At 66.5% G+C, this 14,737-nt stretch carries 14 protein-coding genes; 5 read left to right on the plus strand and 9 right to left on the minus strand.

Going from position 1 to position 14,737, the window contains the following annotated elements; translation table 11 throughout:
• Nucleotides 1-1,137 carry a GNAT family N-acetyltransferase gene (locus ACO05N_RS01495; RefSeq protein ID WP_422055438.1) on the plus strand — a complete coding sequence of 379 codons (1,137 nt, stop codon included), beginning with the start codon at nt 1-3 and terminating at the stop codon, nt 1,135-1,137.
• Here ACO05N_RS01495 and ACO05N_RS01500 read toward each other — a convergent pair.
• The 4 genes from ACO05N_RS01500 to ACO05N_RS01515 form a co-directional block, all read right to left on the minus strand.
• Nucleotides 1,134-2,840 (minus strand): hypothetical protein, encoded by a 1,707-nt coding sequence (locus tag ACO05N_RS01500; RefSeq protein ID WP_422055439.1) that lies wholly within the window; start codon nt 2,838-2,840, stop codon nt 1,134-1,136. The genes ACO05N_RS01495 and ACO05N_RS01500 overlap by 4 nt on opposite strands.
• Before the next feature lie 10 nt (nt 2,841-2,850).
• On the minus strand, nt 2,851-4,383 hold the full coding sequence (locus ACO05N_RS01505; RefSeq protein ID WP_422055440.1) for a hypothetical protein: 1,533 nt from the start codon (nt 4,381-4,383) through the stop codon (nt 2,851-2,853).
• On the minus strand, nt 4,380-5,999 hold the full coding sequence (locus ACO05N_RS01510; RefSeq protein ID WP_422055441.1) for a hypothetical protein: 1,620 nt from the start codon (nt 5,997-5,999) through the stop codon (nt 4,380-4,382). The genes ACO05N_RS01505 and ACO05N_RS01510 overlap by 4 nt, the downstream gene beginning before the upstream one ends.
• A gap of 83 nt (nt 6,000-6,082) precedes the next feature.
• Nucleotides 6,083-6,742, minus strand: a complete 660-nt coding sequence (locus tag ACO05N_RS01515) for a hypothetical protein (RefSeq protein ID WP_422055442.1) — start codon at nt 6,740-6,742, stop codon at nt 6,083-6,085.
• Between the two features lie 86 nt (nt 6,743-6,828).
• Between ACO05N_RS01515 and ACO05N_RS01520 the strand changes: the two genes are divergently transcribed.
• Entirely contained in the window at nt 6,829-7,674 is an 846-nt protein-coding gene (locus tag ACO05N_RS01520) for a metallophosphoesterase (RefSeq protein ID WP_422055443.1), read from the plus strand.
• On the opposite strand, the gene ACO05N_RS01525 is transcribed toward ACO05N_RS01520, so the two are convergent.
• Together ACO05N_RS01525 and ACO05N_RS01530 are read right to left on the minus strand one after the other, a co-directional pair.
• Nucleotides 7,631-8,848 carry an argininosuccinate synthase gene (locus ACO05N_RS01525; protein ID WP_422055444.1) on the minus strand — a complete coding sequence of 406 codons (1,218 nt, stop codon included), beginning with the start codon at nt 8,846-8,848 and terminating at the stop codon, nt 7,631-7,633. The two genes, ACO05N_RS01520 and ACO05N_RS01525, sit on opposite strands and share 44 nt — an antisense overlap.
• A 33-nt stretch (nt 8,849-8,881) precedes the next feature.
• Complete coding sequence (locus ACO05N_RS01530; RefSeq protein ID WP_422055445.1) at nt 8,882-10,210, minus strand: MATE family efflux transporter; 1,329 nt, start codon at nt 10,208-10,210, stop codon at nt 8,882-8,884.
• A gap of 135 nt (nt 10,211-10,345) precedes the next feature.
• On the opposite strand from ACO05N_RS01530, the gene ACO05N_RS01535 reads away from it, so the two are divergent.
• The 3 genes from ACO05N_RS01535 (at nt 10,346) to ACO05N_RS01545 (ending at nt 11,958) form a co-directional block, all read left to right on the plus strand.
• Entirely contained in the window at nt 10,346-10,768 is a 423-nt protein-coding gene (locus tag ACO05N_RS01535) for a DUF1801 domain-containing protein (RefSeq protein WP_422055446.1), read from the plus strand.
• A gap of 86 nt (nt 10,769-10,854) precedes the next feature.
• The gene (locus ACO05N_RS01540; RefSeq protein ID WP_422055447.1) at nt 10,855-11,535 is read left to right on the plus strand and encodes a CDP-alcohol phosphatidyltransferase family protein; all 681 of its coding nucleotides are present in this window, start codon (nt 10,855-10,857) and stop codon (nt 11,533-11,535) included.
• 93 nt (nt 11,536-11,628) lie between these two features.
• Nucleotides 11,629-11,958, plus strand: a complete 330-nt coding sequence (locus tag ACO05N_RS01545) for a hypothetical protein (RefSeq protein ID WP_422055448.1) — start codon at nt 11,629-11,631, stop codon at nt 11,956-11,958.
• Here the strand turns inward: ACO05N_RS01545 and ACO05N_RS01550 are convergent, their stop codons facing one another.
• From ACO05N_RS01550 to ACO05N_RS01560, 3 genes are read right to left on the minus strand one after another with little or no spacing between them, the layout of a single operon-like run.
• Nucleotides 11,959-13,185, minus strand: a complete 1,227-nt coding sequence (locus ACO05N_RS01550; RefSeq protein ID WP_422055449.1) for a class I SAM-dependent methyltransferase — start codon at nt 13,183-13,185, stop codon at nt 11,959-11,961. It abuts the gene before it with no gap.
• Between the two features lie 58 nt (nt 13,186-13,243).
• On the minus strand, nt 13,244-13,993 hold the full coding sequence (locus ACO05N_RS01555) for a molybdopterin-binding protein (protein ID WP_422055450.1): 750 nt from the start codon (nt 13,991-13,993) through the stop codon (nt 13,244-13,246).
• Nucleotides 13,990-14,724: a cytochrome b/b6 domain-containing protein gene (locus ACO05N_RS01560; protein ID WP_422055451.1), complete on the minus strand. Its 735-nt coding sequence runs from the start codon at nt 14,722-14,724 to the stop codon at nt 13,990-13,992. The genes ACO05N_RS01555 and ACO05N_RS01560 overlap by 4 nt, the downstream gene beginning before the upstream one ends.
• Nucleotides 14,725-14,737: the final 13 nt, after the last annotated feature.

Raw genomic sequence — 14,737 nt, forward strand, 5'->3', positions numbered from 1 at the left:
GTGCCGGAATCCATTTCAGCCCGCATCGCCGAAGGAGTCGCGTCGATCCCGGCGGCGCAGTGGGATGCGTGCGCGGGCGACAGCAATCCTTTCCTGAGCCACGCCTTCCTGGCCGCGCTGGAAGCATCGGGATCGGTCGGACCGGCAACCGGGTGGCAGTCGCTGCCGATCGTGATCGAAGATGCGGACGGCGTCCCCGCAGCTATCGCGCCTGCCTATGCCAAGAGCCACAGCCAGGGCGAATATGTGTTCGATCACGCCTGGGCCGACGCCTGGGAGCGCGCAGGCGGGCGCTATTACCCCAAGATCCAGGTCGCAGCCCCCTTCACACCCGTCCCCGGCCCGCGGCTGCTGCTGCGCGATCCGGCACTGGCACCAGCGCTGATCGCGGGGATCGAGGCGCTGACTGACACCAACCGCCTTTCGTCGGCGCACGCGACCTTTGTCGACGAGGCTCAACTGCCGCTGTTCGAACGCGCCGGCTGGCTGGTGCGCGCAGGGACGCAGTTCCACTGGCACAATCGCGATTACGCCGATTTCGACGCGTTCCTGTCCGACCTGTCCTCCCGCAAGCGCAAGGCGATCCGCAAGGAGCGCGAACGCGCGGTCGATGGGCTGACGATCCGCCATCTGACCGGTGCGGAGATTACCGAGGCGCACTGGGACGCGTTCTGGGTCTTCTATCAGGATACCGGCAGCCGCAAATGGGGTCGCCCGTACCTCACCCGCAGCTTCTTCTCACTGCTCGGCGAAACGATGGGCGAGCGCGTGCTGCTGATGCTGGCCGAACGCGACGGGCGTCCGATTGCGGGCGCGCTCAACCTGATCGGTGCGGATACGCTCTATGGCCGCTACTGGGGCTGCGTCGAGGACGTGCCCTATCTGCATTTCGAGCTCTGCTATTATCAGGCGATCGACGCCGCGATCGCGCTCGGCCTGGCGCGGGTCGAGGCGGGCGCGCAGGGCGAGCACAAGCTGGCACGCGGCTATGCCCCCGTCACGACCTGGTCGGCGCATTATATCCCCGATCCGGGCTTTCGCCGCGCCATCGCGGAGTATCTGGCGCATGAGCGCGAAGCCGTGGCGCAGGAACAGGAATATCTGGGCGAACTCGCCCCGTTCCGACGCGGCGGTTAAGCTTTCTTCTGCGCCGCCGTCCAGGCTTCCATCTGCTTCTTTTTGTCGCGCTCCAGGAACTCACGCATTTTCTGGATATGCCCGCGATAGGGACCGAGATCCTCAGGATTCAGGATCGCGGCCGGAGTGCCATGATCGATCTTGAACAGCGCGCTATTGCCGTCGCGCCAGACCGGGATCAGCCCAGCCTCGAGCCGCCTGTCATAGGGCGGCGGGCTGATCACCCACAGATAGTCATAGGCATGGCGCGGGAAGCGCGCGAGGCTGACCGCGACCGGCCGCCACCATTCGCGCGGGCATTTGGTGTCGGTGACGATCTGCGACGGATCATGGCTGAACCCGCGCGCCTGCTTGTAGCGCACGGTGAGCAGCTGCCCGCCCGCCATCGACCATTGGTCGTTGGTATAGGCCAGTCGCCGCACCATCGCCATTCCGGGCAGATGCTGCAGCCGGGTCATCGTCCATTCGTTGTAGCAGGTCTCCCCGACAAAGCTCAGCAGCTTCGCCCCTTCGGGCACATGCTCCAGCGCCTTGAGTTCGCGGTCGTACGACTTGTCGTAGAGATAGTTGCTGTAGGTCGTCGCCCCCATGCGGACGAGGAAGAAGGCCAGCCCCGCCATCGCCAGCACGCTCGCGCCGCGGATCGTCATGCCGGGCTTGGGCCGCAATGAGATCACGGCAATCGCGATCATGTACGGGGCGAGCCGCATATCGGCATAGGCCGACCCGAACACCACGCGCGGCAGCAGGATGAACACCGCGATCAGGAACAGCGCCGAAATGCCCAGGTGACGCGAATATTCGATATTGGGATCGCGCAGTCCCTTGAGCAGGACGAGGAACAGCGCGCCGAGACAGGCGATGTCGAACAGCTGCCACCGGTCGCGCAGCACCATCATCACCCACCAGATCTTGGCGCGCCAGTTGAACCAGTCGCCGGTGACGCCGCTGACGTCGCCGGCGCTGCGCCACATCAGCATCAGCACGGCGGCGGGAACCAGCGAGAGGCAGTGGATGCCCGCCATGAACCACGGCACGACCCAGCTCTGCACGAAATTCTCGCGCCAATGCCCGGTGCGCGGCCCGCGCATATCATGCTGGCGGATCAGCTCGGCGGCAAAGCACAATACGCCCAGCGTGCCCCAGCCAAAGGTATGCGTGACCCAGATCAGCATGCCGATCGGTACGAAGATCACCGCACGCAGCCGCACATTGCCCATTCGAGCCAGTCGCAGCCACAGCGCAAAGGCGTTGAGCGCCAGCGCCATCGACAGCGCGAAATTGGCAAAGCCGAAATGGAAGGCATAGTTATAGGCCAGCGGCAGCGCGAACAGCGCCGTCGCCGGAATGCGGCCATGCACCTCGCGCGCGATCCACAACAGGCCGGTCACGGTCAGCACCGGAATCGTGATGACGATGAGCTTGACCGCCAGTTCCAAGCCGAAGATCGGTTCCAGCGGGATGATCAGCAGGTCGAGCCCAAGATTGCCGATCAGGCTCCACTCGAAATTATACCAGTCCTTCAGCCACGGCACCGCCTCATGGCTCAGCTGGACGCGATAGCGCGCCATGTGCCCGGGCAAGTCGACCTGCGGCGGAATATCCGGCCACAACAACGGGACCGCTGCCGCCAATGCCGCGAACAGCACGAACCAGCGCGTCTGCCACCAGCGTGGCATCTCGGTCGGATTTCCCCCTTGCATCCGACCGCCTTTACTGCGCCGCCACACCTGCGGGCAAGCGGCTTGCCGCACGATCGATCGCATAGAGCACCGAACGGTCCTGTTTCCAGACGGGGGTCAAGCCGCGCAGCGCTTGCGACGGCGTCGGCGCATCGATCAGCCAGACATGGGTGAAGGCGTCTCGCGGGAAAGCCGCAAGCGCCCGCTCACGCGGCAGCAGATTCGGATCGTGCGGACAGGCCTGCACCACCGAAATCTGCGACGGATCATGCGCGAAATAGCCGAGCAGAAGTGTCACCCGCAGCAGTGGTGCGCCCTCCATCCGCCATTGGTCATTGGCAAAGGCGGCGCGGCGCGCGGTGGCGAAGGCGGGGAGGTGCGTGCGGCGGCTATGCGCCCAGGGCTGATCGCAGCCATCACCGACCAGCGCGAACACGCGCGCGCCGCGTGGCAAGGCGTCGAGCGCCGTTAGCTCCCGCCGCCAGTCGGCATCGTAGAGCGCGAAGCTGGCGGTGGTCGCAATCGTCCGGATCAAGAAGAAGGCGAAGCCCACGAGCGCGATGGCGCGGACTGGCGCGCCCTCACGCGGGGTCAGCCCCGCCAACGCTACAGCGAAGGCAAAAGGCAAAAGCCGCAGATCGGCATAGGCCGAACCGAGCAGCGTGAACGGCAGCAACAGAAATGCCAGCACCGTCAGTGCCGCAGCGGCAGCGGCCTGCGGCGCGAATCGCCCCGCCTGCCCCCGGATCCCGGCGTAGGCCACCATCACGATCAACAGCAGTGCTGGCAGGTCGAGCCAGATCCACCGGTCGCGCAGCACGCTGCCCAGCCCCTTGAGCTTGGCCACCAGGTCGAAGAAGCGTCCGGTGTCGGCCGGCGCACCCCCGCCCCGCCAGATGAGCATCGCGAGAACTGGCGGGGCAAGCGGAAGCGCTGCGACACCCGCGTCGAATGCAGCGCGCAGGATCGTCCGATCCTTGGCCCGTGAGGCCCATTCGCCCGCAAAGACGAACAGGCCCAGCATCGCCCAGCCCATCGCATGGCACGTCCACACGATCAGCCCGAACGGCATGAAGATCGCTGCGCGCAGCCCGATCCGGTTCAGGCGTCCGAGCCTGAGCCACAGCGCCCAGCCGCCGAGCGCGAGCGCCATGGCAAGGCAGTAGTTCACGAACCCAAACTGAAACGGATAGCTATACGCCAGCGGCAGCGCGAACAGCGCCCATGGGCTGATCCGCCCGGTCAGCTCGCGACTGAGCCACAGCAGCGCCCCGGTGGTCAGCACCGGGATCGCCAGCACGACCAGCTTGACCGCCGGCTCCAGCCCGATCAGCGGCGCCAGCGCAGCGACCAGCAGGTCGACGCCGAGGTTGCCGACCAGCCGCCACTCGAACGCGTAGTAACGGTCAAGCAGCGCCGCCTCGTCGCCAAGCATCACGCGATACCGCCCGATATGGCCGGGCAGATCGGTCAGCGGCGGCACGGCGGGCAACAGCAGGGGTAGTGCCGCGAGCAGCATGGCGGCGGCAAAGAACCACCGGCTCTCCCACCAGCGCCCGCTCATCGCTCCACCCGATAGACACTCGCGCCCGGCGCCACCGGGGTCAGCCAGTCGGGCGGCGTCCCCGCCCGCAGCGCGGCGCGCAGAGATCCGGCGGGCGGCGCGCCCAGCTCGTCCCACGCCCCGCCGCAATCGGCGATCAGGTCGACCCGCAGCCGCCGCACTTGCGCGCGCGCCGCGACCACCGGCAGGTCGATCAGCCGATAGACCGCCAGATTCCCCTCCGCATTGCGATGATAGGGCGCGGCAAGCACGCGATGCCGCGTCTCGGCCAGCGCATAGGCACCCAGGTCGATCGGCGCGGCGAGCGTCCCGGCGGGCTGCGCGCGAAGCTGCGCCAACACCGCCCCGCCATCGCACGTCGCGGCGGGCGGCGTCGGCGCGACAAGGCTGCCCAGCGCCGGATAGACGAACCCCGCCGACGCAACCCATGCCGCCGCCAGCGCCAGCGCGCCCCGCTCCCGCGCATAGGCGATCAGCGCCGCGAGTCCCGGCGCGGCGAGCAGCGTCCCGGCATAGATGCCACGCAACTGCACCAGCGCCAGCGCAAGCGCGGCGAGCTGAACCGCGCCCAGCACCGCCCAGCCCATTTCGCGCGTGCGCCGCCACTGCCACGCCGTGGCGGCCAGCCCGGCCAGCGCCAATCCGACATAACCGATCGCATGATCCAGCGGCGCGGCGAACAACGGCTGCGCCTCCGCCACCCGCCCCAGCCACAGCCGTTCGAGCAGCGGATCGACCCCACCATAGGGCGACAGGCAGGCGGGCGAGAGCGCGAGCGCCGCGACGACCACAACGTCGACCACCACGAACGCCGTGATCAGCCGCGCGCGCGGGCTCGCCATAGGGCGTGCGACCAATGCGAGCGCGAGCGGGGCAACCGCCGCCACCTGCGCCGCACGCCACAAGGGGGCAGCAAACGCATCGCAGGTCGCGACACTCCACCCACTCGTACGAAACAGCAGCGCCGCCAGCGCCAGCCCGACGACCAGCGCAGCGCCGTAACCGAGCAGACGAAGCCGCTCCCCCGCGCCGTCTGCGACCCAGCGCAACACGAGCACCCCGCCGCCCAGCGCCAGAAACGGCGCGGTCTCCATCCCCACCACCAGCGACGCGACGCTCGCCGCGCCCGCCGCGACGCCGCTGCGCCACCCGCCGGAACCGAACATGGCGCGGACGAGGATCAGCAGCAACACCAGCTGCACCCCATGATGGTCGATCCGCCCGGGCAGGAACAGCGCACTCGCTGGATAGGCCAGCGCGGCCACGATCACCGCGACCGGTGCCGAAACCTCCACCCGCCGCGCAATCGCTGCGACCAGCATCAGCGCAACCGCAAACAACAGCAACGGCCACAGAATCACCGCAACCAGCTCCGCCGCGTGCGCGCCCGTCACCGGCGTCAGCATCGCAATGATCACCCCGGGCACCAGATCGGGCAGCCGCGACCAGTGCATCTCTAGCCCCGCCGCGCCCAGCCGATGCTGCGCCAGATCAGCGAACCGCTGACCCGCCACCCAGTCGCGGATCTGCTGCAGCCGCATCACATCATCGGTATCGGGCAACCGCAACGCCGACAGCGCCGCCCAGTCCCGCCACGCCCACACTGCGGCAAGCATCAGCGCCAGCGCCGCTGCAACTGCATTATCCCGCCAAACCGTGGATCGCCCCGCCCCCATGGGCACCTGCTATCCCATCATGATTAATTTTCGTCGAGGGGCATCAGGCGAAGGCCGTCGAGCAGTGTTTCGAGATGCGCGCGGCTGATCCGGCTCCAGACATTGTAGGTACAGGTCTGGCCGTGAACGCGGACATAGGCGGCGGAATGATCGCCCTTCCCGTCCGGATTGTCGGCGCGGTACGGCTCGGCACCGTTGAGGCCATAGCCCGCGAAGGACGGCGCCTGCAGCGCGCTCAATTCCTTGAACTCTGGCCATTGCTGCATCAGCCGCCGGGTCTGTCGATAGGGCGGGTCAAAGTCGATCGGAATCAATCCAGGTCCAGCCACACCATAAGCGCTTCGGACACCCGGTGTATCGAACGCCACCCCCCAGCCACCCGAGAAATTGGCGCGGCGCGGCACGCCGTTGGCGCCGCCATCGTCGGTAAGGGCGACGGGCGCGCATTTGGCCCGATTGTCGGACTTGGCCCATTCCTGCCGGATCAGGGTTTCGGCGATGAAGCCTGGCGCCCGCCGCTCTGGGGGCGCGCCGAAATGCGGCGGCGGCGGGGTCGCCGCATCGGCAACTGGGGTTGCGAGCGGCGCGGGGGATGGCGTCGCCGTTCGCTCGGGCTCGGGGGCAGGACCGCAAGCAGCGAGCATGGCGAGCGGCAGGATCGGGCTCAGGTACAGACGCAACATGGGGAGACGACGCCCCGCCCACCCATGCGTTCCGCGCGGCATCAACCTGCAATTGCGGACAAGGGACGATCTGCTAGGCTCAAACGATGAAGCGTAGTCTGCTTGCCGGCGTGACTCTGATCCTTCTGGTCCTCGGCTATGGCTATTGGGGCGCCGTCCGCCACCCGGTTGTACGACATGCCCGTATCGAACTGCCCGACTGGCAGACCGACGCAATTCTGCGCGTCGCGCTGCTCAGCGACCTGCACGTCGCCGGTCCGGACATGCCGCCCGAGCGGCTGGCGCGGATCGTCGAACAGGTGAACACGCTCAAACCCGATCTGGTGCTGATCGCAGGCGATCTGGTCAGCGACAAGCGCATCTCTACCCATCGCTACAGCGAGGAGGAAGCGGTCGCGCCGCTCGTCGGACTGCGAGCACGCCACGGCGTCGTTGCTGTGCTTGGAAACCACGATCACTGGCGCGACGCCTCCGGGTTGCGACGAGCGCTGGAGGCGAACCGCATCACGGTGCTGAGCAACAGCGTGATCGTACGCGCCGGTCTGGTCCTTGCCGGAGCGGATGACGACTTTACCGGCCGTGCCGATCCGGCGGCTCTGGTTCGCGCCGTTGCGCCGCTGAAGGGCCCGGTGGTGACGCTGAGCCATTCGCCCGACATTACCCCGGCGCTACTGCCGCGCTTCAGGCTGGTGCTTGCCGGACACACCCATTGCGGCCAGGTCGCACTGCCGCTGATAGGACGCCCGGCCACGATGTCGCGCTATGGCGACCGCTTCGCGTGCGGGTTGATACGCGAGGGCGAGCGTACCATCGTTATCGGCGCGGGGCTGGGGACCAGCGTATTGCCGATCCGGATCGGTGCCCCGCCCGACTGGTGGCTGCTGGAGCTTACGCCCCGCGCCGCCCCAGCAACCGCAGCCGCAGCGCATTGAGCTTGATGAAGCCCGCCGCGTCGCGCTGGTCATATGCGCCCTGATCGTCCTCGAACGTCACGACCTTCTCGCTGTAGAGCGAGTAAGGCGACTTGCGCCCGACGACGTAGACGCCGCCCTTATACAGCTTCAGCCGCACGGTCCCGGCGACCTTCGCCTGCGAATAGTCGATCGCGGCCTGCATCATCTCGCGCTCCGGCGCGAACCAGAAGCCGTTATAGATCATCTCGGCATAGCGCGGCGCCCATTCGTCCTTGAGGTGCGCGGCGCCGCGGTCGAGCGTGATGCTCTCGATCCCGCGATGCGCGAGGTGATAGATGGTGCCGCCCGGCGTCTCGTACATGCCGCGCGACTTCATGCCGACAAAGCGGTTCTCGACCAGATCGAGCCGGCCGATGCCATGCTTGCGCCCCAGATCGTTGAGCGCCGCGAGCAGCGTCGCGGGCGACATTGCCACGCCGTTGAGCGCGATTCCGTCGCCCTTTTCGAAATCGATCGTGATATATTCGGGCGTGTCCGGCGCGTCTTCCGGGTTCACCGTGCGCGAATAGACATAGTCCGGCGTCTCGTCCCACGGATCCTCCAGCACCTTGCCCTCGGACGAGGTGTGCAGCAGGTTCGCGTCGGTCGAAAACGGCGCTTCGCCGCGCTTGTCCTTGCTCACCGCAATCTGATGCTGTTCGGCGAATTCGATCAGCCTGGTGCGGCTGGTCAGGTCCCATTCGCGCCACGGCGCGATCACCTTGATATCCGGGTTCAGCGCATAGGCCGACAGCTCGAACCGGACCTGATCATTGCCCTTGCCGGTCGCGCCATGGCTGACCGCGTCCGCGCCGACTTCCTTGGCGATCTCGATCAGCCGCTTGGAGATCAGCGGCCGCGCGATCGACGTGCCGAGCAGGTACAGCCCCTCATACAGCGCATTGGCGCGCATCATCGGGAACACGAAATCGCGAACGAACTCCTCGCGCAGATCGTCGATATAGATATGCTCGGGCTTCACCCCGGCGTTCAGCGCCTTTTGCCGCGCCGGCTCCAGCTCCTCGCCCTGCCCCAGGTCTGCGGTGAAGGTCACCACCTCGCACTGATATTCCTGCTGCAGCCATTTCAGGATCACGCTGGTGTCGAGGCCGCCCGAATAGGCAAGCACCACACGATTGATCTTGTCGGCCATGTCTTCAGCTCCTGAACGCGATTTGCGGGCGCTCTACGTCCGGGGGGCCGGTTCCGCAACACCGGCGAACAGCCGCGGCACATGGATGGCGAGCAACCCCGCGCGAAACCCATAGCTCGCCAGCAGCGCCAGCCACAGCCCGGTCGCACCAAGCGGCCGCAGCAACAGGTCGGTCGCGATGTACAGCGCCGTCGCCAGGATCGCGGCATTGCGCAGCGCCCGCCCTTGGGTCGCACCGATGAACACACCATCGAGCAGCCAGGCCGGCACGCCGACGATCGCGGCCAGCGCGGCGAGCGGCAGCACCCCGCGCGCCGCCTCCCGCACCGCTGCATTGGTCGTGAGCAGGTCGATCAACGCGCCGCCGAATACCAACGCCGCGAGCGTCGCGAACAGGCCGAAGGCGACCGAAAACTCCCCCGTCAGCCGGATCGCCCGCTTCAGATCACGCTGCGACCCCCTCCCCACCGCCTGCCCTACGCGCGACTCAGCGGTGAAGGCGAACCCGTCGAGCACGAAGGCAAAGATGCTGACCAGCTGCATCAGCACATGGTTGGCGGCGAGCTGCACCGTGCCGAGCCGCGCCCCGGCATTGGCGAGCCACAGGAACAACGTCAGCAGCGCGATCGTGCGCACCATGATGTCGGCATTGACCGCGAACAGCCGCCGCCACGCCGCAGGCTCAAAGAATCCGGCACGCTGCCCGAGCAAAGCGCGCGGCCTTGCGATGCGCACCACCAGCATCAGCCCCGCCACCAGCCCGACCCATTCCGCGATCGCGGTGCCCAGCCCCACGCCCCGCGCGCCCATGCCGAACTGCCATACGAACAGCATGTCGAGCACGCCGTTGACGAGGTTGACGAGGATTTGCAGCGCCAGCGTCTCGCGCGTACGGCCCAGCCCGTAGAGCCAGCCATTGATCGCGTAGAACCCCAATGCGGCGGGCGCGCCCAGGAACCGCGCCGTCACGAACTCGCGCGCCGCAGCGTCGAGCGCACCGCCGCCCGCAAGCAAGGCAAAGGCGAGCGGCACCAGAATGATCTGCAGTGCCACCAGCACCGCACCGATCCCCAGCCCCGCCGCGACACCGCGCAGCAGCAACCCGTCGACTTCGGATTGCTCGCCCCGGCCATGCGCCTGCGCGGTCAGTCCGGTCATCCCCATGCGCAGGAAGCCGAACGCCCAGAAGATGAAACTGATGATCGCCGTCCCCAGCGCCACCCCCGCCAGCGCCGCAGCATCGCCGGTCCAGCCGATCACCGCCGTATCGACCAGCCCGACCAACGGCACCGTCGTCTGCCCCAGCATGATCGGCCAGGCCTGCGCCAGGATCGAACAACGGGTGAGCGGCTGGGCGGTCATGGCGCGCGCATAGGGTGATCCACCCACCCCGTCACCCCGGACTTGTTCCGGGGGCCACCGTGCGGCACACTCTAAAGCTCCGGGACTTGCGGCACGGTGGATGCCGGAACAAGTCCGGCATGACGAGGGGTTGGAATGGCCGAGACCAAGACAAAGCCGACGCCAGTCAATGTCGCCGATTTCATCGACGCGGTCGAAAACCCCGTCCGTCGCGACGACGCCAAGACGGTCTGCGCGATGCTGGAGCGGATTACCGGCGAACCGCCCAAAATGTGGGGGCCGTCGATTATCGGCTTTGGCAGCTACCATTACAAATATGACAGCGGCCATGAGGGCGATATGTGCCGCCTGGGCTTTTCGCCGCGCAAGGCGGAACTGGTGCTCTACATCCTGACCGACAGCGACGATGAGGCGGAAAAGCTCGCGCGGCTCGGCAAGCACAAGACCGGTAAGTCTTGCCTATACATCAAGACATTGAGCGATGTGGACATGGCGGTGCTTGAGGAGCTGAGCCGCGACCGTTTGAAGCATATGGATCAGGCCTATCCGTCCAACTGACCCGGCGCGCTCGCTCTGGCCGATTCGGGACGCGTTCCACCGATTCACGCCATTGCCCCCAGCGCGCGCATGGGCGATAGGGATTCATGACAGATCTGAGACAAGCGCCTCCCGCGCTCTCACGCGTTCAGCAGAATTGGCTGGCGGCAGGCGAACGCCGCATCCTCAACTGGCTTTGCGCCCGCATGCCGCGCGCAATCACGCCCGACATCCTGACGCTGACCGGAATGGTCGGCGCGGTGATGGTGTTCCTGGGTTACATCGCCAGCAACTGGGGCGTTGCCTGGCTCACCGTGTCGATCGTCGGCTATGCCGTGCAGTGGTTCGGCGACTCGCTCGACGGCAGCCTCGCGCGCTGGCGGCGGATCGAACGCCCCTCCTACGGCTATTTCATCGACCATAGCTGCGATGGCCTCGCCAATCTGCTGATCGTCGCGGGGATCGGGCTCAGCCCGTTCGTGACGATGGACGTCGCGATGGTTGCGCTGGCGGGGTATCTGCTGATGTCGATCCACGCCTTTCTCTCGGCGCGCGTCGTCGGAGAACTGCGTCTCTCCTACCTCGCCGCTGGCCCAACCGAATTGCGGTTGATGCTGATCGGGATGACGGTGATGATGATGGTTCTGGGGCCGGACCGCGGGCTGTTCGGCGTCGTGTCGGGCTTCGACCTGTTCGTCGGGAGCATCGGCGCGATCCTGATCCTGTTGTTCCTCGGGCAGACCATTGCGACCGGGCGGCGGCTCGCGGCGCTCGAGCGGCGGCCGTAAGCACGGTTCACACATGGCTCATGCTGCGATACCCATAGTGACGCCATGCTGATTGCACTTTCGCTTCTCGCCCTTCAGGCCCAGCCGCTCCACGTGGCACCCGGACCGCTGCCCAAAGCCGAAGCCGACCGCCGCGTGGCCGAGCGTTTCGCCGATCTCGATCTCAACGAGGATGGCGCGATCGAACGCGATGAGGTGCGCGCCCGGTTCGATTTCGAGGCGAGCGCCGAAGCGACCTATGCCGCCGCGCGCCAGTCGAAAAAGGCGAGCGAACCGCGTCCGGCCATCCGTACGCAGCGCGCCGACTGGGCCAGGGCCGATGCCTGGTTCGCAGCAGCGGACAGGAACGGCGATGGCAGGGTGACGCACGCGGAACTGGCCGCGCATCTGGGCGCGGATGTCGAGCAGCTCGGCGTCCGGTAATCAGCCGCGCAGCCGCGCCTCATCCTCCGCCATGTAATCGCGCGTGATCGGCAGCGCGGTGCGCGATCGGCTATATTGCAGCTGGTAGTTCACCAGCCCGCCATTTTCGAAACTGACCAGCGACCCGGCGAGATAATAGGTCCACATGTTGAAGAAGCGCTGGTCGTACAGCGCGACGATCTGGTCGCGCGCGGCCATCGCGCGGTCGTACCAATGCTGCAGCGTATGGCCATAATGCAGGCGCAGTACCTCGACATCGGTGAGGAAGAAGCGCAGCCCTTCATGCCCGCGCAGGATTTCGGACAGCGCCGGGATATAGCCGCCGGGGAAAATGTATTTGGCGGTGAATGCGTCGGTCACTCCCGGGCCGCCCGCGCGCCCGATCGTGTGCAGCAGCATGACGCCTTCGGGCGTTAGCAGCTCCCGGCATTTGGCAAAGAAGGTGCTATAATGGGCCGGACCGACATGCTCGAACATGCCGACCGACACGATCCGGTCGAACTGACCGGTAACGTGGCGATAATCGATCAGCTCGAACCGCACCTTGCCCGCGACGCCCGCCGCCTCGGCGCGCTCACGCGCAACCTTGAGCTGCTCCTCGCTCAGCGTCACGCCCAGCACCTCGGCCCCGGTCTTTTCGTGCAGGTACAGCGCCATCCCGCCCCAGCCACACCCGATGTCGAGCACCGTCATGCCCGGCTGGATCGCCAATTTGGCGGCGATATGCGCCTTCTTGTCCAGCTGCGCCTGTTCCAGGCTGTTCGCCGGATCGGTGAAATAGGCCATCGAATATTGGCGGTCGGCGTCGAGGAACAGGTCATAGAGCCGCGCCGACAGGTCGTAGTGATGCGCGACATTGCGCTTCGACCGCCGCGCCATGTTGATGCGGTCGAGTCGGAAGCGGACGCTGTCGAACGCGCGCTTGAACGCACCCGGCATCAGGTTGCCGGTCGCATCCTCCCATTTGTTGTTCGCGGTGACCAGGCGCAGCAGCGCGAGGATGTCGCCGCGCTCGATCACCAGCCGCCCGTCCATGAAGGTTTCGGCCGCGCCCAGTGCCGGATCGGTAAGGATGCGCCGCGCGACCGAAGGGTCAGTGAAGCGGATCGTGACCGGGATAAGGTCTGCGTCCGGCGATCCGAAACTGCGCGCACTGCCATCCGCATGGATGACGGTGAGCTCGCCGCGCTTCACCGCGCGGGTGAAGAAATGATCGATCAGCGCCATAAGGTCACGCTAGCGATCAGGGTTCGTTTCGCAAGTGCGAAGGTCGCAGGAAACAGCGCTAAATCCCGGCATACCATTCGTAATCGGCGACATCCTCCCAATATCCGCCCTTGCCGCGCCCGATCCCGTCGAGCGATGCCACAGCCTCGATCCGCATGACATATTTGGCATGCTTGTAGCCCAGCTGCCGCTCCACCCGCAGCCGCACCGGCGCGCCATGTGCGATTGGCAGCACCGCATCGTTCATCGCCCAGGCGAGGATCGTCTGGGGGTGAAAGGCGTCGATCAGGTCGATCGACTCGTAATAGGTTCCACCGCGCAGACTGTCGGCGCAGTGGAACACCAGGTAGCGCGCGGTATCGCGCAGTCCGGCCGCATCGAGAATCCCCGACAGCTTCGGCCCCTGCCACTTGCCGATCGCGCTCCATCCCTCGACACAGTCGTGCCGCGTGATCTGCGCGCGCTGCGGCATCGCGCGCAGATCGGCGAGCGAGAGACTCAGCGGACGCGCCACCAATCCATCGACGCGCAGCCGCCAGTCGGCGAACCGGTTGGCGGCAAGCGCCTGATAGGCGGGCGTGCCGGGGTTGCGTGTTCCGTTCGAACGGAAGCGCGGCGACATATCCTCGGGCGAGAATTCCCGCGCCAGTGCATTGCGGTTGGTAATGACGCGCTGCAGGCTGCGATGCACCGCCTCCGCCTTGAACAGGATATCCCGCCCGGTCTCGCTGCTGCCGACGCGGTCGCACCCGGCGAGCAGCCCGCCCGCCCCCGCGACGATCAGGTTGCGGCGCGTGATCAGCGTCATGCCCCGTCCTCCGGCGGCACCCGCCATTTTCCGGTCAGCATCGACCGCACTTCATTCAGCGGCCCGGCGAGGATCACCAGCGCCAGATGGACGATGATGAACCCCGCCAGCAGCATCGCGACGATGAAGTGGACCGACCGTGCGCTCTGCCGCCCGCCGAAAATGTCGAGCAGCCACGGCCACGCCGCATTCATCCCTGGCGACATGGCAAGGCCGGTAAAGATCACCAGCGGCAGCAGCACGAAGATCACCGCGGCGTAGCTGAGCTTCTGGAAGATATTGTACGCGCGCGGATTTTCGGGATCGTGGAAGCGCAGCGCCAGATGCGACCTGAAATCGGCGACCAGATGCCCGCGCGACAGCTCGCTCCGCCGGATGCGCAGATCGCGCTGGAAATGCCGGTTGATCAGGCTGACGATCATGTACGCCAGCAGCGCAAACCCCAATATCAGCGCGAAGAACAGGTGCCAGCGCCGCGCCAGCGCCAGATTGTAGCTCGACGGGATCGTCAGCCATCCCGGCACGCGCGCTGTGTCGAAAAACCAGATCAGCTTGAACCAGGGCTGGTCGTAATTCGCACCATATTCGCCCCAATAGAGCTGACCATGCGCGTTGAGGATCATCAGCCCGCTACCGAGCAGGATGATCACGCTGACCGCCGTCGTCCAATGCCACAGCCGCGTCGACAGCGTGTGTCGGCGAATGACGTCGCGGCTTTCCGGTTCGCTCATATCCACCACTACG

Source organism: Sphingomonas sp., from assembly GCF_965227385.1.
Classification (GTDB): domain Bacteria; phylum Pseudomonadota; class Alphaproteobacteria; order Sphingomonadales; family Sphingomonadaceae; genus Sphingomonas.